General features: G+C 70.9%; 17 protein-coding genes. 10 read left to right on the top strand and 7 right to left on the bottom strand.

All coding sequences use genetic code 11. The annotated features are described in order from the left end of the window. Window positions 1-49 precede the first annotated feature (49 nt). A complete protein-coding gene (locus ABEB12_RS38260; protein WP_185062063.1) occupies window positions 50-1,822 on the bottom strand; it encodes a hypothetical protein in 1,773 nt (590 codons plus the stop codon). 173 nt (window positions 1,823-1,995) lie between these two features. On the opposite strand from ABEB12_RS38260, the gene ABEB12_RS38255 reads away from it, so the two are divergent. Continuing rightward, window positions 1,996-2,760 carry a hypothetical protein gene (locus ABEB12_RS38255; protein WP_185062062.1) on the top strand — a complete coding sequence of 255 codons (765 nt, stop codon included), beginning with the start codon at window positions 1,996-1,998 and terminating at the stop codon, window positions 2,758-2,760. A 94-nt stretch (window positions 2,761-2,854) separates the two neighbouring features. Here ABEB12_RS38255 and ABEB12_RS38250 read toward each other — a convergent pair whose 3' ends face one another. The 4 genes from ABEB12_RS38250 to ABEB12_RS38235 form a co-directional block, all read right to left on the bottom strand. After that, window positions 2,855-3,454: a hypothetical protein gene (locus ABEB12_RS38250; RefSeq protein ID WP_345703515.1), complete on the bottom strand. Its 600-nt coding sequence runs from the start codon at window positions 3,452-3,454 to the stop codon at window positions 2,855-2,857. An 84-nt stretch (window positions 3,455-3,538) separates the two neighbouring features. Then, window positions 3,539-4,849 (bottom strand): FAD-dependent oxidoreductase, encoded by a 1,311-nt coding sequence (locus tag ABEB12_RS38245; RefSeq protein WP_185062060.1) that lies wholly within the window; start codon window positions 4,847-4,849, stop codon window positions 3,539-3,541. Between the two features lie 12 nt (window positions 4,850-4,861). Beyond that, window positions 4,862-5,872 (bottom strand): LLM class flavin-dependent oxidoreductase, encoded by a 1,011-nt coding sequence (locus ABEB12_RS38240; protein WP_185062059.1) that lies wholly within the window; start codon window positions 5,870-5,872, stop codon window positions 4,862-4,864. A 121-nt stretch (window positions 5,873-5,993) separates the two neighbouring features. After that, the gene (locus tag ABEB12_RS38235) at window positions 5,994-7,259 is read right to left on the bottom strand and encodes a cytochrome P450 (RefSeq protein ID WP_185062058.1); all 1,266 of its coding nucleotides are present in this window, start codon (window positions 7,257-7,259) and stop codon (window positions 5,994-5,996) included. A gap of 343 nt (window positions 7,260-7,602) precedes the next feature. On the opposite strand from ABEB12_RS38235, the gene ABEB12_RS38230 reads away from it, so the two are divergent. Genes ABEB12_RS38230 through ABEB12_RS38210 form a run of 5 tightly spaced genes read left to right on the top strand, consistent with a single transcriptional unit; the run spans window position 7,603 to window position 11,906 of the window. After that, complete coding sequence (locus tag ABEB12_RS38230; RefSeq protein WP_185062057.1) at window positions 7,603-7,953, top strand: cytochrome P450 family protein; 351 nt, start codon at window positions 7,603-7,605, stop codon at window positions 7,951-7,953. Then, window positions 7,950-9,317: a wax ester/triacylglycerol synthase family O-acyltransferase gene (locus ABEB12_RS38225; protein ID WP_185062056.1), complete on the top strand. Its 1,368-nt coding sequence runs from the start codon at window positions 7,950-7,952 to the stop codon at window positions 9,315-9,317. The genes ABEB12_RS38230 and ABEB12_RS38225 overlap by 4 nt, the downstream gene beginning before the upstream one ends. A 5-nt stretch (window positions 9,318-9,322) precedes the next feature. Next, window positions 9,323-10,306, top strand: coding sequence for a 2Fe-2S iron-sulfur cluster-binding protein (locus ABEB12_RS38220; RefSeq protein WP_185063025.1), 984 nt, complete (start codon window positions 9,323-9,325; stop codon window positions 10,304-10,306). Continuing rightward, window positions 10,303-11,358: a Rieske 2Fe-2S domain-containing protein gene (locus tag ABEB12_RS38215; RefSeq protein ID WP_185062055.1), complete on the top strand. Its 1,056-nt coding sequence runs from the start codon at window positions 10,303-10,305 to the stop codon at window positions 11,356-11,358. The genes ABEB12_RS38220 and ABEB12_RS38215 overlap by 4 nt, the downstream gene beginning before the upstream one ends. Before the next feature lie 56 nt (window positions 11,359-11,414). Further along, complete coding sequence (locus ABEB12_RS38210; RefSeq protein WP_185062054.1) at window positions 11,415-11,906, top strand: MarR family transcriptional regulator; 492 nt, start codon at window positions 11,415-11,417, stop codon at window positions 11,904-11,906. 4 nt (window positions 11,907-11,910) lie between these two features. Here ABEB12_RS38210 and ABEB12_RS38205 read toward each other — a convergent pair whose 3' ends face one another. Continuing rightward, window positions 11,911-12,708 carry an enoyl-CoA hydratase-related protein gene (locus ABEB12_RS38205; protein WP_221498176.1) on the bottom strand — a complete coding sequence of 266 codons (798 nt, stop codon included), beginning with the start codon at window positions 12,706-12,708 and terminating at the stop codon, window positions 11,911-11,913. A 120-nt stretch (window positions 12,709-12,828) separates the two neighbouring features. On the opposite strand from ABEB12_RS38205, the gene ABEB12_RS38200 reads away from it, so the two are divergent. The 4 genes from ABEB12_RS38200 (at window position 12,829) to ABEB12_RS38185 (ending at window position 16,859) form a co-directional block, all read left to right on the top strand. After that, window positions 12,829-14,034 carry a helix-turn-helix domain-containing protein gene (locus ABEB12_RS38200; protein ID WP_221498175.1) on the top strand — a complete coding sequence of 402 codons (1,206 nt, stop codon included), beginning with the start codon at window positions 12,829-12,831 and terminating at the stop codon, window positions 14,032-14,034. A 182-nt stretch (window positions 14,035-14,216) separates the two neighbouring features. After that, entirely contained in the window at window positions 14,217-15,122 is a 906-nt protein-coding gene (locus tag ABEB12_RS38195) for a zinc-binding dehydrogenase (protein ID WP_185062051.1), read from the top strand. A gap of 12 nt (window positions 15,123-15,134) precedes the next feature. Then, entirely contained in the window at window positions 15,135-15,506 is a 372-nt protein-coding gene (locus ABEB12_RS38190) for a DUF2834 domain-containing protein (RefSeq protein ID WP_185062050.1), read from the top strand. Between the two features lie 84 nt (window positions 15,507-15,590). Beyond that, the gene (locus tag ABEB12_RS38185) at window positions 15,591-16,859 is read left to right on the top strand and encodes a cytochrome P450 (RefSeq protein ID WP_185062049.1); all 1,269 of its coding nucleotides are present in this window, start codon (window positions 15,591-15,593) and stop codon (window positions 16,857-16,859) included. On the opposite strand, the gene ABEB12_RS38180 is transcribed toward ABEB12_RS38185, so the two are convergent. Further along, on the bottom strand, window positions 16,856-17,557 hold the full coding sequence (locus ABEB12_RS38180) for a FadR/GntR family transcriptional regulator (RefSeq protein WP_345703514.1): 702 nt from the start codon (window positions 17,555-17,557) through the stop codon (window positions 16,856-16,858). The two genes, ABEB12_RS38185 and ABEB12_RS38180, sit on opposite strands and share 4 nt — an antisense overlap. Window positions 17,558-17,617: the final 60 nt, after the last annotated feature.

Below are 17,617 nucleotides of genomic sequence, written 5' to 3'. Positions count from 1 at the left end.
TTTGCCGCAAAGATAGAGCATTAACCTCGACATCGCGCGCTGGATATTGCTAGCCGGCGCTGCCGATCACGTGGAGGTCGGCGCCGACGCCGGCTACGGTCGGCCGGGCGCTGTTCAGCAGATTCTCCAACCGCCGCAGCCGCAACATCTCGTCGGACGGCCGTCCGTTGCCCGCGTAAAGCCGGTCGTACCGCCGCTTGCTCAGCGACGGCTGGACGATCACCACCCGGGCCCGGTCGCGGGCATCCCGCCGTGCGAGCCGGCGGAGGAGCCCGGCCCGGTCCGGCACCCGCCGGCCGTCCACCCAGCAGGCCGGCGAGGCCACCGGCGGGCGCCGCAGCTGCCGGGCCAGCGGCTCGGGCTCCAGGAACAGCACGTTCTTCACCGCCTGGGCGACCACGACCTGGAACGCGCTGGCCGAGATGTGCCGACCCGGGGCCCGGCTGGCCGAGCTCTTCACGTGAACCAGGCTCAGCGTGCCGTCGTGGTCGACGTGCACGAAGTCCGCCACCTCGCCCGCGCCGTCGTCGCAGGTCAGGAAGCCGCTGCCGTACTGCTCGACCACCCACCCGAACAGTGACCTATCGCCGTCCGCGCCGATCGCCAGGTGGATCTCGTCGAGCCGGCCGTGGGCCACGCGTGGCTTCTCCCGGGTGATGTCGCGGCCGGCGAAGTCCGCCCAGGACCAGTTCGGGAACGCCTGCCGGGAGATGCGCGGCCGGAACACCCCGCCGCCGCTGATCGCGTGCCCGCTCGCGTAGTACACGGTGAGCTGGTCCAGGGCGTCCAGGACCTCCTCGCCCCGACCCCGGTCGGCCGGTTCGTCCCGGAAGCCGAACCGGATCCGGACGCGCCCGGCGCCGATGCCGACCTCGCCGCGCAGCCGCACCGGCTCCGCGCCGTCGCCGGTCACGTCGAGGTCGAAGTCGGCGGAGTCGGGGGTTCCGGTCACCTCGAGCAGCAGGCCGTCCAGCGGGCCGGCGGTATCGGGCCGCTCGTCGAGGTCGGCGCGGGAGGCGTCATAGGCGCCGCCGACGCCGGTCAGGTCGGGCAGGCGTTGGGCGAGCACGGGAAAGGCCGGCTCGGGTATAGCCGGCCGGTCCAGCGCCCGTTCGACCACCGTGATCAGCTCGCCGATGCACTGGAGGAACTCCGGCATGCTCTCGGTCTGCCGGTTCCACACCAGGGACCGGTGGGGCGTGGTCCCGACGGTTCCGCGCAACGCCGCGCCGGAGGCCTCGGCGCCCAGCGCGGAGCGCGCCGAGGCGACGGCGAACGTCGCGTCGTCGAACGGCGACAACGCGAACCGCAGGTCGGTGCCGGAGATGGCCTTGCTGTCCACCTTGGTGCTGCGCCGGGGGTGCGTCCCACGCAGCCACAGGCTCTTCGCCTCGCCGCGCAGCAGGGCTCCCTCCAGCGCGGCGGCCGGCACCCGGCGCAGGGTGGTTCCGGCCGGGCCGTCCAGCCAGCGGCGCAGCGCGTCCCGCACCGGCCCGGGTGCGTGCAGCGCGATGAACCTCCCGCGCCGGGCGGCGATGGTCAGCTCGTGGCTGACGTCCAGGTACACCGCCTCGGTGAGCCAGCCCGGCCGCTGCTCCACCCGGTGCACGGCCATCGTGACCTGGTCGAACTCGGCGGAGTCGAACTCGGCCGAGGCTACCGGCACCGAGACGCGCACCCGGGACGTCCGGCGCGCCGCTTCCAGGAACTCGTGGAGCCGGCCGAACGCCGTGGCCGGGTCGCCGCCCAGGCAGCGCAACAGCAGCACCGAGGCGTACGGCCGCAGCAGCGCGGCCGGCACCGGGACCAGGTCACCGGACATTTACGGAAAGTAACTGGTCAGGCGCACCAGATCACCCGGGTGAGGTGAACCCTGGCCAAGCAGCTCGGGAAATCCCGCCGCCGGCGATTACGCCATCCGGGGAGGGCGTCTGGCCACCGGCACCGCCGCGGGCGCAACCTACAGTGCCCCGAGCCGTGCACCGAAGGAGCGTGATGGTCGAGCTGTACCGCGACCTGATCTACCTGCCGGGCAAGCAGGCGCTGTTCCTGCTGCTGGTGGCGTTCGTGGTGACCTTCCTGTTCATCCGGCTCAGCGTGCGGATGATCCGGGCCGGGGTGCGCTGGTGGCCGGGGAACATCACCTCGGGCGACACCCACATCCACCACGTGGTGTTCGGCATGCTGTTCATGCTGGTCGCCGGGGTGATGGCGTTCGCGCCCGCCGGTTGGCGGTCGCCGTGGTGGGAGATCCTGGGTGCCCTGTTCGGGGTCGGCGCGGCGCTGGTGCTGGACGAGTTCGCGCTGATCCTGCACCTGGACGACGTGTACTGGTCGGAGAAGGGCCGCAGCTCCATCGACGCGGTGGTGCTGGCCACCGGCGTGCTGGCGCTGCTGATGCTCGGAGCGCTGCCGTTCGGTGTGGACGGGCTCGAGGCGGATCCGGGCAGCTCCCGCTGGACCTACCTCGGCACCATCGGGCTGAACGGCTCGCTGGCGCTGGTCGCGCTGCTCAAGCGGCGGGTGTGGCTGGGCGTCTTCGGCCTGCTGTTCCCGCCGCTGGCGCTGTGGGGGGCGATCCGGCTGGGCAAGCCGGACTCGCCGTGGGCGCGCTGGTGCTACCGGCCGGGCTCCCGCCGCTCGGCCAGGGCCACCACCCGGACACGACGCCAGGAGGCCCGGTGGGAGCGGCTCAAGCACCGGCTGTTCGACGCCATCGCGGGCCGGCCGGACCCCGAGCCGCCCAGGCGGGCCCGCTGATGGTGCCCGGCCAGCGTGGTGAAAGGCGGCCGCGGTCACTGGGCTACGCGGTGTCCCCGGGGGGCGGGTTCACCTCGGACCGGCGGTGGGCAGCCTAGGGTTCGTAGAGGGTCCAGCCCTCCAGCACGTACTTGCGGGCCAGGAACTCGCCGAACGCCAGCATGATCGCCGGATGCGCGGCGACCAGCACCAGCGGCTCGCCGCTGGACGGGTCCTTCGGTTCGATGCGCAGCCCGTTCAGGAAGACCGTGGACCGGTGGAACTCGCCGATCAGCCCGCCCAAGGCGTCCAGGCTGTCGCCGACACGGGTGTGCACCTGGTCGTCGCCGGGTCCGCGCAGGTAGACCCGGGTCACGTCGATCACGGCCCGATGCGCGTCGAAGGGCGGCTCGCCGGGCCAGAGGGTCTGGATGCCCATCAGGTTCAGCGCCGGGATGGTGGTGCCGAGATGGCGCCGCAGCGCCCGGTGGCGCATCGTTTCGTCGGCCGGTTCGGTGTGGCCGTGCCGGATCGCCGCCGAAGCCGCCCTCGGCGTCTCCTCGGCCACCCGCTCCAGCTGCGCGGCCCGGAACGCCCGGTGACGGTGCTCCTCCTCGGAAAGCCCGCCCGCGAGCAGCACCGCGCGCTCGAGGCTGCACTCGTCGACCCGGCCGGCGTCACGCCGGCCGGGCGTCCATCTCGTCAGGGCTCGCAACCACATTCGTACGCCGTCTCGCCCGAGGGAACCAGCAAGCGTACTGGCCGGCCGGGCGCGCGGAGAAGTTCGGGGGACGAACTTTCACCTCGAGAGCAGGTTGTGGGCCGCCCGGGTGCCGAACTCCACGGCGGTGTTCTGGCCGGCCGCCGACATGTAGTCGCCGGCGAACTGGATGCGGTCGGCCGGGTCGAGCGCGGCGTTGAACTCGCCGATGTGCCGGTAGGCCCCGACCGAGGTGAGCGGCAGCGCGTGGCGCCAGCGGGTCACGTGGGTCAGCTCCACCGGGTCGGCCGCGCCGGCGAACAGCTCCGGAAACACCCGGCGCAGCGAGGCCAGGGTGTGCTCGACGATCTCCTCGTCGGTGGCGCCCATCCACTTCTCGGCCGCCGCGGTATCCCAGTCGCAGCCGATCAGGCCGTGTCCGGGCGGGGCCCGGTCGGGTGCCTTGTGGTGTTCCAGGAACAGCAGCGCGATGTCCGGGTCCTCCTTGGCGGGCATCTGCACCAGCATCGCGGGGGAGTCCGGGGCGATCCTGGTACCCACCGCGACCGTGATGGCCTGGGTGTAGCCCAGCGCGTCGTGCAGGGGACCGAGCACCGCCGCCCGGTCCGGGCAGATCTCCCGGGCCACCGGCAGCGGGGCGCTGACCACGCAGGCGTCGAACTCGTCGGCGGTCCCGGAGTGGGTCACGGCCACCCGGTGCCCCAGGTCGGCCACCCGTTCGACCGGGTCGGACAGGGCCACGTCCAGCCGACCGGCCAGTTCTTCGGCCAGCCGGCCCTGGCCGCCGACCAGCGCGTGGATGCGCGAGGAGAAGATGTTGGCCAGCCCGGAGAACAGCTCCACCCGGCTGACCCGGTCGGTGCCGGCGATGAGCATGCAGCGCACCACCGGACCGCACAGATACTCCTCCAGCTCCGCGTCCAGGGCCCGCAGCGCGTAGTCCCGGGCGGTCTCCGTGTCCAACGGGGCGGACCGGCGCATGTCGCTGTAGTCCAGGTAACCGGCCGCCCGGGCCCGGACCAGGTCCACCGCCAGCCGCACCGCGCGCAGCTTGGCCCGCGCGGAGAGCACCCGGGTGCCCAGCGCCGAGCGGACCAGCCGGTCCAGCCGCAGGTGGTGGATGCGCCCGTCCCGGTAGATGCCGATGTAGGGCGAGGAAGGCACGGTGGTGAGCCCCACCTCGGCCACCAGGTCCAGGTAGGCCCGGTAGCTGGCGCCCAATGCGGACGCGCCGCCGTCGACCAGGTAGCCGCCTATCCGGTCGCTCACCGTGCGCCCGCCCACCCGGGGGGCCGCCTCGAACACCCGCACCGACCACCCGGCCGTGCTCAGCCGATGGGCGGCGGTGAGCCCGCTCAGCCCGGCCCCGACCACCGCCGCCGTGGGCACCCCGCTAGCCCTTCACCATGTCGCGGATGGCCCGGAAGCAGTCCTCGCTCTCCTCGGCGGTGAACGGCGGCACGTAGGGGGTGTGCAGCACCAGGTGGTCCACCAGCCCCTCCCACTCGGCCAGCCGCTTGCGCACCTCGTCGGCGTGCCGGTGAGGGAGAAGGTGTTCACCAGATCGTCGCTGGTGTCGGCCAGCACGGCGGGGCCCGATGTCATCAGTGCCGTGCGCAGCGCGGTGACCTGGTCGGTCATCCCGGCACCGGCCACCACGGGGTCGCTGGTGGGGTGGCAGACGTAGAACCCGACCTGTTTGCGGGCCCGGGCCACGGCCAGCTCCCGGTCCTCGTTGACCGAGCAGATCAGCTCCAGCATCAGGTCCACGTCCGAGAGTTGCCGGCCGGCCTCGGCCGCACCCTCGGTGATCAGTGGACGCACCTGGTCGCGTACTACGCCCGGGGTTCCGAGATAGCCGATCCACCCGTCCGCCTTGCGCCCGACCAGCCGCAACATGTTCGGCCGCACCGCACCCAGGTACACCGGGATGGACGGCCGGGCCAGCGACCGGACGCCCCACGGGTTGAACGGCGGCGCGGCGAACGAGTAGTACTCGCCCCGGTACTCCTCGGCCTGCCCGGTGGCCAGGTAGGCCCAGGACAGCCGCAGCACGTCGAGGTACTCGTCCATCCGGCGCAGCGGCCGGTCGGCGGGCACCCCGTGCAGCGTGGTGAGGAACTCGCCGACGCCGTAGCCGAGCCCGAGCAGGGTCCGCCCGCCGGACAGCTCGTCGACGTCGGCGGCGGCGTTCGCCATCTCGAAGGGGGTGCGGCTGGCGGCCACCGCGAGCCCGGTCCCCAGGGCGATGCGTTCGGTGGCCAGCGCCGAGGTGGCGAGCATGGCCAGCGGGTTGCGGTAGAGCTCCCACGACCAGGCCGAGTCCAGCCCGGCCTCCTCGGCCCAGCGCGCGTACTCGGGGACCCGGGCCAGCTCGACGGTGCGGGTCGGCATGGTGATGCCCAGCTTCATACACCGAGACTGTGTGACAATACATGCTGATTGTCAAGTGTAGATGGACTGGATCTGCTGGTAGTGGCCGATCGACTCGGGTCCCGAGTGTCCTTTCGCCAGTTGATGCGGATGCGGGCCATCAGGCGGGGGTCCAGGTTGCGGGTAGCGTCTTCACGCCGTTCATGAAGTTGGACAGCATGAGCTCCCGCTCGCCGACCCGGAGGTCCTTCATGCGGCTGTAGATCTCCCGCATCTCCGCCTTGATCATCTGCTTACCGAGCATGTGGCCCAGGCAGTAGTGCGGGCCGCCGCCGCCGAACGCCTGGTGCGGGTTCCGCTTGAGCGGGCGCCGCACGTCGAACCCGTCGGGGTCGTCGAAGACGTCGGCGTCGCGGTTGCCGGAGATGTACCACAGCACCACCTTGTCGCCGGCCCGGATGGTCGTTCCGCGCAACTCGTAGTCCTGGGTCGCGGTGCGGCGGAAGTGCATCAGGGGCGGCTCGAACCGCAGGCACTCGTTGATCGCGGCATCCGCGCGGGCGTCGAAGTCCTCGAGCACGTACGCGAGCTGGTCCGGGTGCTGGGCGAACAGGGCGAGCACGTGGGCCATCGAGTGCCGGGTGGTGTCGTTGGCCGCGCCGGCCAGCAGGGCGAAGAAGACGCCGACCTCCTCCACACTCATCGTCTGGCCCTCGTACTGCGCCTGGGAGACCCAGGTCATCAGGTCGTCGCCCGGCTTCTCCCGGCGCTGCTTGGCCATGCGCAGCGCGAGCTCGCCCAGGCGGGCCGATGCATCGGCGAACACCTGCAGCGGGGAGCCGATGTGCGCGAACTCCGGGTCGGCCCAGGCGCCCATCTGCTCCGCCAGGTCCATCACGTACTGCACCTCGTCGCGTTCGGTGATGCCGAAGAACGACGCGAACACCCGCCCCGGCACCTCCTTGGTGATCAGCGCGCAGAGGTCCCCCTCGCCCTTGGCCGCCGCCTCCTCGACGATCGCCCGCACGGTCGCCGCGGTGTCCGCCTCGAGCTTGCGGAGGTGCCTCGGGGTGAACGCCGAGCTCACCACGCCGCGCATCCGCGGGTGCCGGGGCGCGTCCGTGACGATGAACGACAGCATGGTCTCCAGCTGGGGGAAGTCGTCCAGGAAGACGCCCTCGGCCGAGCTGAAGATCCCCGAGTTGAGGGAGATCTCCTTGATGTCCGCGTGTTTGACGATCGACCAGTAGCCCTTGCTGTTGTCCAGGCCCGGGTCGAGCGCCTCCGGGGCCTGGTGCCAGCTGACCGGGTCGTTCTCGCGCAGCCACTTGAACGTGTCCAGGTGCACCTGGCGCGGGAGCCCCCAGAAGCGCAGCGTGCTCAGGTTGAGTTCACCGGTCTCGGGAGTGTGCGGCGAGGTGCTCATGCGGACTCCATTCCTCGGAGACTCAATATTTTACTATTAGAGTAACACGCGGAGCTCGGTGCGCGAACAGCTCGATCAGCAGCACCTCCATCGAGGCCGAGTAGCCGGGTCGGCGGTGGGCCGCCAGGCCCCAGGCGTCGACGACCCCTCTCCCTGTTCCCCACGATGCATAGCAGCAAAATGTCGAGCGCTCGACTAGATGCCAATCATCGGATATAGCACTGGACAGAGCGGTTGCGATCGCGAGTCGAGCCGTTGCTGCGCGAACAAACTACTCTAGACTGCGAGTAAATTTCTAGGTAGCTTCTGCTCGGACCGACGGCCCACACCACGGGGGTGTCCGATGCCTGGCGATCTCAGCACCGTTGACCTGGCGCTCTGGGCGGACGGCCCGCCGCGCGAGCTGGTCATGTGGTACGCCTCGGCGAGCCGTGACCCGGACGTCGTCGACGACCCGGACCGGTTCGACCTCGGCCGGCCGGTGCGGGACGTTCCGCACTACGCGTTCGGCGGCGGCGGTCCGCACCACTGCCACGGCGCGTTCCTGGCCATCAAGACGATCTCCGTCGCGCTGCCGCGGATCATCGACCGGCTGCCGGAGATCGAGGTGGCGGGGCCGACCGGTTGCGTACGTTCCACGTTCGTCAACTCGCTGACCAGCCTGCCGGTCCGGTTCGCCGGAGTCGCGCGATGAAGCTGGGCGACGCCGGGTTCCTGCTGGCCGAGAAGCCGGACCGCGGCGCGCAGGTCAGCATGTTGACCAGATGGTCGCGGCCGGACGGCGCCGGGGACGACTACGTGCGCGGGCTGGTCGCGCGGTGGTCCAACTGCCGGAACTTCGCGCCGCCGTTCAACCTGCGGGTCCGGTCCGGGCTGGTGCCGGACTGGGAGACGCTGTCCCCGGACCAGATCGACCTCGACTACCACCTGAGGCATTCGGCGCTGCCCAAACCCGGTGGCGAGCGGGAGCTGGGCATCCTGGCCTCCCAACTGCACTCGACGCCGCTGGACCGGCGCCGCCCGCTGTGGGAGATGCACGTGATCGAGGGCCTGGAGAACGACGAGTTCGCGCTGTTCTTCAAGCTCCACCACTCGCAGATCGACGGCATGGGCGCCATCCGGCTGCTCGAGCGGGTCATGTCACCCAGCCCGGAGACCCGCGACATGCCGGCCTTCTGGGAGGTCGCGCCGAAGGCTGTGCCGAAGCGGGCCGGCTCGCGGCTTCGCCTGCCGACGGTGTCCGACCTGAACAAGGTCGGCGACGCCGCCAAGCTGGTGAAGGCGCTGTACGACCTGCAGACCAGCAGCGACCCGGGCAACGCGTCCGCGTTCACGTCGCCGAAGACCATCTTCAACGGACGGCTGCACGCGGCGCGGCGGGTGGCCACCCAGCGGTTCGAGGTGGCACGCCTGTCCCGGCTGGCCAAGCTGGCCAGGGTCTCCCTGAACGACGTGGTGCTGAGCGTGTGCGCGGGCGCCCTGCGCAACTACCTGGTCGACCGGGGTGAGCTGCCGGAGAAGAGCCTCACCGCCGGGGTACCGGTCTCGGTGCGCGCCGACGAGAGCGTGGGCAACGCGATCTCGTTCATCATCGCCAAGCTGCACACCGAGATCGCCGATCCGGTGGAACGGCTCATGGCGGTGCACCACTCGACCACGCTGGCCAAGGAGCGGTTCAAGAAGCTGCCCAGCCGGGTGACCCAGGAGGCGCTGGGTTCGCTGGTGATGGGCCCGTACATCGGGCAGGTCGCGCTGAACCTGGCCGGCCGCTCGGCCCCGGTCTACAACCTGGTGATCTCCAACGTGCCGGGCCCGCGCCAGCACCTGTACCTGAACGGCGCGCGGATGGAGGTCTTCTACCCGATCTCGATGGTCTTCGACGGCCAGGCGCTGAACATCACGTTCCTCAGCTACGCCGGCCAGTACGCGGCCTGCTTCACCGCCTGCCGGGACACCGTGCCGAGCATGCAGCGCATCGCGGTCGGCACCGGGGAAGCGCTGGACGAGCTGGAGGTGGCACTGGAGAAGGCCACGTCGAGCGGGGGAGTGACGCAGTGACCGAGATGAGCCTCGCCACGGCGAGGAAGCCCACGTACCGGGAGGTCGAGGCCGACCTCGAGGTGCGCCGCCGGGACGTGGCCGCCGACGGGGTGGTCACCCTGACCCTGGCCCACCCGGACGGCTCGGACCTGCCCGAGTGGACCCCGGGCGCGCACATCGACCTGGTGCTCACCGAGTCGCTGGTGCGCCAGTACTCGCTGTGCGGCAGCACCGGCAACCGCGCCGAGTGGCGGGTCGGGATTCTGCGCGACCCCAACAGCCGGGGCGGCTCGGAGTTCGTGCACGACCGGGTGCAACCGGGGGCCACGTTGCGGGTGCGGGGGCCGCGCAACCACTTTCCCCTGGTCAGCTCGCCGCGCTATCAGTTCGTCGCCGGTGGGATCGGCGTCACCCCGATCCTCACGATGATCGAGGCGGCCGAGGCGCGCGGAGCCGAGTGGCACCTGCTCTACGGCGGGCGCGAGCGGGCGTCGATGGGTTTCCTGGACGAGCTGGAGCGGTACGGGGAACGCGTCACCGTCTGCCCGCAGGATGAACGCGGTATGCTGGACCTGCCCTCGGTGCTCGGCACCCCGCGCCCGGACACGCTGGTGTACTGCTGCGGGCCGGAGGGCCTGCTGACCGCGGTGGAGAACGCCTGCCGTCCGTGGCCCGAGGGCAGCCTGCACATCGAGCGGTTCTCCGCGAAGCCGGTCGGCGAGCCCTCGCCGGAGGCGCTGGACACCTTCGAGGTGGTCTGCCAGCGCTCCGGCGTCACCCTGACCGTCGGCCCCGACGACACGATCTACGAGCTGGCCGAGGAGGCCGGCCTGGACGTCCTCGGCGCCTGCATGGAGGGCGTCTGCGGGACCTGCGAATGCGAGGTGATCGAAGGCGAGGTCGACCACCGTGACTCCGTGCTCTCCGACGCCGAACGCGCCGCCGGCGACGCCATGATGATCTGTGTTTCCCGGTCGCGCTCGGAAAGGCTGGTGCTCGACCTATGAAGCCGAACTACCCGTTCAACTGCTGGTACGTGGCCGCGACCAGCGAGGAGGTCGGGCGGCGGCCGCTGGGCCGCCGGTTGCTCGACGTCCCCGTCGTGCTCTACCGCACCGGCGCGGGCGCGGTGGTGGCGATGCGGGACCGGTGCGTGCACCGGGCCTACCCGCTGTCCTCCGGCCACCTGGAAGGCGACCGGGTCGTCTGCGGCTACCACGGGTTCGCCTATGACCCGGACGGCGTGTGTGTCGACGTGCCCTCGCAGGAGAACCCGCCGATCGGCGCCCGGGTGCGCACGTTCCCGGTGTTCGAGCGGGGGCCCCTGGTGTGGATCTGGCTCGGTCAGCCGGGGGCGGCCGCGCTGCGCACCCCGCCGGCCACGCCGTGGCTGACCGATCCGGGGTGGGCGAGCTTCGGCGAGCGGCTGCACGTCGGGGCCAACTACCTGCTGCTGCACGAGCACTACCTGGACCTGACCAACGTGTTCGCCATGCACCCGGCGAACGTGCCGCCCGGCATCGACCGGTTGCCCTACCTGGACGAGGTCGAGGTGTCCGAGATGTCGGTGCGGTACACCCGCGCGCTGCCCCCGGCCCGGCTCGCGCCGTGGGAGGCCGAGGCGACCGGGCTGCCCCGGGGTCCCGAGTACCACCGCCGGGAGCAGGGCACCTTCGTCTCGCCGGCCCTGCACGTGCAGCGGTGGGTGATCGACACCGAGCAGGGCGACTCCTACGAGCAGCTGCGGATGCACGGGTTCACCCCGGAGACCCCCACCACCACGCACGTGTTCCTGCGGGTGGCGCGCAACTACTCGACGGACCGCGCGCTGGTCTCCGACCACCTGCGGGGGTTCTTCCTGGACATGATCGGCCGGGACGCGGCGGTGCTCGAGGTCGTCCAGCGCCAGCTGGCGGAGGAGGGCGAGCCAGGACGCGACATCAACGTGAAGGCCGACCGCGCCGCGGTGCGCGCCCGGAGGGTGGCCCAGGCGATGGTCGCCGAGGAGACCGGCCGGCCGCTTCCGCGCACGCCGACCAACGCGATCGCCCGGAGCTGATCAGGTCGGCCGGCCCCGCTGACGTACCATCGGGCCAACGCACCCCGGCGGAGGCCATGTCTGACCACGTTGACCCCATCGAATGGTCCCGGCGGCTCTGGGAGGCGGGCAAGGGGCCCGAACCGGACTACTTCGCCGCCATGGCCGCCGTGCTGCGGCTCGAGCAGCTGGTGGGTCTCGCGCTGGACCGGCTGGTCCGGGAACACGGCCTGAGCCGGACCGGCTACCTCATCCTGGTCACGCTGTACCTGCGGGAGGACCGGACCCTTTCCATGGGGCAGCTGAGCAAGCGCCTGCTCCTGCACCCCACGACGGTGAGCCTGGTGACCGACAAGCTGCAGGCCCGGGAGCTGGTGGTGCGCTCCCCGCACCCGACCGACCGGCGCACGATCCTGGCCGAGCTCACCGACGAGGGCGCGCGCACACTGGCGACCGTCAGCGAGGCTCTGGGCGAGGTGAACTACGGCCTGGAGGGCGTGAGCGACCGGATGGCGATCACCCTGACCGAGGTGATCCGGCAGGTCCGGGAGAGCATGGGCGACGCATAGGCCGTCATCGGCCGTCACCGGCCCGGCGGTCCGACCATCGGCGGCGGATGCCGGCCATGGCCTCCTGGGTGGCCGGCTCGCGGAGCAGCCCGACCTGCGCGCGGCTCTCCAGCTCCAGCGCCGAGGCGAACGACGGCGAGTCCAGATTGGCCCGCAGGGAACGCTTGGTGAGCTCCACGCCCAACGGCTCGTTCCGGGCGATGCCGGCGGCGAGCTCGGTCGCCCGGTCCAACAGCTGCTCGTCGGGCACCGACCGGTTGGCCAGGCCGATGCGCACGGCCTCCTCGGCGTCGATCGGCCGTCCGGTGTAGAGCACCTCCGCCGCCATCCCCGGCCCGACCAGCCGGGGCAGCAGCCAGGACGCGCCGAGGTCCCCGCCGGACAGACCCAACCGGACGAAGACCGCCTGGAACCGGGCGCTCTCGCCGGCCAGCCGGATGTCCGCCGCGAGGGCCAGGCTGAGCCCGCCGCCGGCCGCCGGGCCGTGTACGGCGGCGATCACCGGCTTGGGCAGGTCGTACACCGCTCGTATGGCGCCGACGGCGAGATCCTGCAGGCGGTACAGCTCGCCCAGCGTGCGCCGGGGGAGTTCCGTCGCCTCGGCCAGGTCGTACCCGGCGCAGAACCCGGTGCCCGCGCCGGCCAGCAGCACGGCCCTCACGTCCGCCCGCTTGGCCAGCTCGGCGGCGGCCGCGGCGAGTTCGGCGAACATCAGGTCGTTCAGCGCGTTGAGTGCCTCGGGCCGGTGCAGGGTCAGCGCGACCACGCCCGGCGCCCGTTCCTCGATGGTGAGGGTCTCCACCGGTCGTCCCTTCAAATCTGTCTTTACCGGGTGATAGTCGCACTTAAAAATACTGAGTATTAGACTTCCCTGCGACTTGGCGCCTTTCGGGGGCCGGTGGGGGGTCGTATGGTCGCACCTATGTCCGCGCGCCGAGCGCTGCGATCCCTCATCCGCATCGCGCCCCTGCTGCGGCCGCACCTGCACGAGCTGGTCGAACACACCGTCGACCGGGTCGTCGAGACAATTCCGTTCTACCGGGACACCACGGTCATCGGCCGGGACGAGCTGCGGAAGTTCGCTCAGGACAACTTCGAGCACATCATCGGTTACGACCCCGATCGAGTCCCGTCCTCGCAGTCGCCGCCCCGGGAGATGGGGCGCGCGCACGCGGAGCACGGCGCGCCGCTGCCCGACCTGCTGTCCGCCTACAAGCTCGGCTTCGCACTCCTGTGGGAGACCATCACCCGGGAGCTGGTGGCCAACGGCCGGCTGGCCTCGGCCGACGTGGCCGACGTGGCCACCGCGCTGTTCTGGCGGGCCGCCGAGTTCGGCGAGGAGATCGTCGAAGGCCACCGCGAGGCGACCACGGAGATCCTGCTGCGGGCCGAGCACGAGCGGTCCGCGATGGTGGAGGCACTGATCACCGGAACCCTGGTCGAACAGCCGGCGGTGTGGGAGACGGCCAGCCGGCTGGACATCCCGTACAACGGCCATTTCCTGGTGGCGGTGGCGGCGGCCGACCCGCTGGGTGGCGACCCGCTACCCGGGGTCGCCAGCCGGCTGGGCCAGATCAAGGTCTCCTCGGCGTGGCGGCTGTCCCCGCACCACGCGGTCGGCGTGCTGTCGCTGCGCGACCCCCACCCCACGCCGGTGGTGGAGCGGCTGGCCGCGTGCAGCACCGCGCACGTCGGGGTGAGTCCGCTGTTCACCAGCCTGGAGAGCGCGCCCCGGGCCTTCTACCTCGCGGAGATCGCGCTGCGCAGCACGCCGCACCCGGACGTGAAGGTGCGCCAGTTCGACGACACACCGTTCGCCGTGCTGGTGGCGGCGGCCCCCGAGGCGGCCGCGGCGGTCATGCGCAACGTGCTGGGCCGGTTCCTCGACCAGCCGGCCCGGGACCAGGAGACGCTGCTCGAGACGTTCGAGATGTGGCTGCAATGCGGCGGCTCGGCGACCGACGCGGCCGCGCGCATGTACTGCCACCCCAACACGGTGCGCCACCGGCTGCACCGGCTGACCGAGTGGACCGGCCGGCCCATCGACGACCCGGCGAAGGTCGGCGAGCTCACCGCCGCGCTCTACACCTGGCGGCTCATCGGCGGCCGGGTCCAGCCGCTCGCCTGATCGCCGGTTGTTCCCGCGAACAACGAGTGGGCGGAAAGACTGGTGCCGTGACCGTTGCGTCCCTCGGGGCGGGCGCGGAATCCTGTAATGATCGAGTAATGGTACCTGAGAGGACGGGTACGCCCATGCTTGCATTGCGCGTACGGAGACTTGTCGGACCGGCCGGGCTCAGCCTGGACGAGGTGCCCGAGTCAATCCGGAAGAACGACCGGAATTCGGTCCGGGTGGCCATTCGCGCCGCCGGGGTGGGGTATATCGACACGCTTTCCTGCCGGGGCGAGTTCGACTGCGTAATGCGGTTGCCATTCGTGCCCGGATTGGAGATCAGCGGCGAGGTGACCTCGGCGCCGGAGGGATGCGGGTATTCGGCGGGCGACCGGGTCGTCGGGTATGTGGGCGCCGGTGGCTTCGCCGAGTACGCCTGGGTTTCCCCGGACATGCTGGCGCCCCTGCCCCGGGAGCTTTCCTTCGCCGAAGGGGCCGCGATCGTGGTCAACTTCCACGCGGCGCTGGTCGCCCTGTGGCGGCGCGCGCAGCTCTGCGCCGGCGAGTTGGTGCTGGTACACGGCGCTGGAGGGGGCCTGGGCAGCGCGATGGTGCAGATCGCCGCCGCCCTGGGGGCGCGGGTGGTGGCGGTGGCGGGCTCGGCGGAACGCCGCGCGGTGGCCCGGGCCGCCGGTGCGTCCCACGTCGTCGGGCCGGATGAATGGTGTGACGCGGTGAAGGCCGCCGGCGGGGTGGACATAATTGTCGACCCGGTGGGTGGCCGGACATTCGAGCAGAGCCTGGAATGCCTGGCCCCGGAAGGCCGGCTGGTGAGTGTGGGGTGCGCCGGAAACGAGATCTCCCGGGCTCCCGCCGAATGCCTGATGCTGCGCGGCACCACGGTGATGGGTATGTTGTGGCCGGAGATGCTCAAACGTGACCGTTCACTTTTCGGCCGTACCGCCAAGCAGTTGGACGACCTGGTCACGACGGGACTCCGTCCGATCGTCACCAAGACCTATGACCTGGCCGACGGCAAAGAGGCCATGGACGCGATCGAAAACCGAACTTCCTCGGGAAAGCTCGTACTCGTGATGCCCTGACCGGGAGGCCCCGTGCACACCAATATCCGCCACGCGTTCTTCCTGCTCGCCGGGGCGGCTGCCCTGGTGTTGACCTGGCCGCACGCGTTCGACTGGATGGCCGCCGGCGGGAACATCCTCAACCCGGTGCGGTTCTTCGGCGACGCGATAGCGGCCGGTGGGACGGCCGCGTTCCTGAGCATCGACATGGCCATCGCGTGGCTGGTGTTCATGGTCTGGGTGGTCTTCGACGCCCGGCGCATCGGGCTGGGCTACAAGGTCGGCTGGCTGTTCGTGGCGCTGTCCTACATCGGGGTGTCGATGGCCTTCCCGGTCTACCTGGTCACCCGGGAACGGTTCCTGGACCGGCGAGAGCGCGCCGGGCAGCTCTCCCGAACGGCTTGAAACGTCCTCCTCCGGTGGGACGTTGGCCGGTGTTGCCGGGCCTAGCGTCGTGCGGAGCGTAGCCGGCGTACGGGAGGTGGCTCGATGACCGCGGAGATGGCGGCTGGGGTGGACACGAACCTGAGCTCGTTGGAGTTCTGGGCCAGGCCCCGGTCGGTTCATCACGAGGCGTTCCGCTGGTTGCGGGAGAACCGGCCGGTCAGCTGGCACGGCCCGCCCGAGGCGCTGGACCCGAACCTGGACAACGCGCGGGGCTTCTGGTCGGTGGTCAAGCACGCACACATCCGGGAGATCTCCCGGCGGGCGGATGTGTTCAGCTCGGCGGATGGTGTGTTCGTCGACGACTTTCCGCAGTTGGAGACGATGCTGTCGTTCATCGTGACCGACCCGCCCCGGCATACCGAGATGCGCAACATCGTGAGCGTGGCCTTCACCCCGAAGCACACCCGCAAGGTGGAGGAGGACACCCGGCGCACCGTTCGGGAGATCCTCGACGAGGTCGCCCCGCGCGGTGAGGGTGACCTGTGTGAGCTGATCACCAAGGAGGTGCCCGGGCGGGTGTTCGCCACGTTCTTCGGGATCATCGACCGGGAACGCATCCAGTACGTGATGGATCTGGCCGAGCAGTTGGGTAGCTGGAGCGACCCGGAGTACTCGCACATCGGGTCGCCGCTGGCGGTGTTCGCGGACGCTTCGGCCAGGTTGGGCGCGCTGGCGTTGGAGATGGCCAAGGAACGCAAGGCGCGCCCGACCGATGACCTGATGAGTTGGGTGGCGGCGGCGGAGTACGAGGGGCAGAAGTTGTCCGTGGAAGAGGTGGGGGTGTTCTTCGCGCTGCTGGCCGGCGCGGCGAACGACACCACGCGCCACTCCATGGCCCACGTGTTGGCGCTGTTCGCACAGCATCCCGACCAGCTCGCGTACGTCTTCGAGGACTTCGAGAACCGGTCCGAGGACGCGATCAACGAGTGCCTGCGTTTCGAGCCGCCGCTGATGCACTTCCGGCGCACCGCCCTGAGTGACTACGAGATCGGCGGTGAGACGATCAAGGAGGGCGACAAGGTGGTGCTCTGGTACATGTCCGGCAACCGGGACGGTGAGGTGTTCCCCGAGCCGGACCGGTTCGACGTCACCCGGCCCACCAAGTACAACCCGCACCAGGCGTTCGGCGGCGGCGGTCCGCACTACTGCCTGGGCAGCCACCTGGGCAAGCAGATGCTGCGCGCCGAGATGTGGGAGATCTACACGCGGATGAAGGACCTCAAGGTGGGGGAGCGCGACATCATGCTCTCCAACTTCATGAACGGCGTGAAGCGCCTGCCCGCCACCTGGACCCCCGAGCGCCGCGCCTAGACCAGGCGCTGCATGTCCTGGGCGTGCAGGACCAGCAGCTTCTCCAGCGCGACGTTGTCGCGGTCCCGGATGGCGGCCACCAGGCTGGCGTGCAGCTCCAGGTTGTGCCGGCGCAGCTCCTCCTGACCGGGCACGAAGGTGGCCTTGGTCATCGTCGCGTCGAGCAGCGTGACGATGGTCTGGTACATGCCGATCAGGACCTCGATCCGCGAGGCCCGGGCGATGGCCTGGTGCAGGCGCATGATGGCGCGGAGCATCGCGTGCGCGTCGTCCCGGGCCGAGCGCATCTCCTCGATCGCCCACTCCATGTCCCGGATGTCCTCCGGGGTGGCCCGGGCGGCGGCCACGGTGGCGAACAGGTTGTCCAGGTGTCGGCGGGCCTCGAACAGCTGCTCGGGGTCGACCGCGAGCCCCTGGTGCCACACGTCGATCCCGCCGAGGCGCACCTGCGGCGGCGGGTTGGCCACGAAGACCCCGCCGTTCGGGCCGGGCCGGACCTCGATCAGGTCGCGTTCCCGCAGGATGCGCAGCGCCTCGTTCATCACCGCCGAGCTGACCGCGTAGCGCTCGATCAGGTCGGTGCGCAGGCCGAGGCGCGTGCCGGTGGGCCGGCGGTCGTTCAGGATGGCCGCCTCGAGCTCGGCCGCCACCTCCTGGGCCCGCGACCGCCGCCCGCCCTCCGCTGGGGTCTCCGCCACCTGTCGAACCCTCCTTCGCCGGGATCGACGGCAATCTAACGCAATCTTGACTACAGAATC

It is taken from the genome of Actinospineispora eucalypti, from assembly GCF_039543365.1.
GTDB classification, from domain to species: Bacteria; Actinomycetota; Actinomycetes; order Mycobacteriales; family Pseudonocardiaceae; genus Pseudonocardia; species Pseudonocardia eucalypti.
Note: the sequence above shows the minus strand (reverse complement) of the source record. Positions and strands in the feature narration are given on the sequence as shown.

Coding starts and splice junctions, on each gene's coding strand:
- ABEB12_RS38255 (WP_185062062.1), top strand. CDS start 1,996: ATGGTCGAGCTGTACCGCGACCTGATCTACCTGCCGGGCAAGCAGGCG.
- ABEB12_RS38235 (WP_185062058.1), bottom strand. CDS start 7,259: ATGAGCACCTCGCCGCACACTCCCGAGACCGGTGAACTCAACCTGAGC.
- ABEB12_RS38220 (WP_185063025.1), top strand. CDS start 9,323: ATGAGCCTCGCCACGGCGAGGAAGCCCACGTACCGGGAGGTCGAGGCC.
- ABEB12_RS38260 (WP_185062063.1), bottom strand. CDS start 1,822: ATGTCCGGTGACCTGGTCCCGGTGCCGGCCGCGCTGCTGCGGCCGTAC.
- ABEB12_RS38200 (WP_221498175.1), top strand. CDS start 12,829: ATGTCCGCGCGCCGAGCGCTGCGATCCCTCATCCGCATCGCGCCCCTG.
- ABEB12_RS38225 (WP_185062056.1), top strand. CDS start 7,950: ATGAAGCTGGGCGACGCCGGGTTCCTGCTGGCCGAGAAGCCGGACCGC.
- ABEB12_RS38240 (WP_185062059.1), bottom strand. CDS start 5,872: ATGAAGCTGGGCATCACCATGCCGACCCGCACCGTCGAGCTGGCCCGG.
- ABEB12_RS38210 (WP_185062054.1), top strand. CDS start 11,415: ATGTCTGACCACGTTGACCCCATCGAATGGTCCCGGCGGCTCTGGGAG.
- ABEB12_RS38230 (WP_185062057.1), top strand. CDS start 7,603: ATGCCTGGCGATCTCAGCACCGTTGACCTGGCGCTCTGGGCGGACGGC.
- ABEB12_RS38185 (WP_185062049.1), top strand. CDS start 15,591: ATGACCGCGGAGATGGCGGCTGGGGTGGACACGAACCTGAGCTCGTTG.
- ABEB12_RS38215 (WP_185062055.1), top strand. CDS start 10,303: ATGAAGCCGAACTACCCGTTCAACTGCTGGTACGTGGCCGCGACCAGC.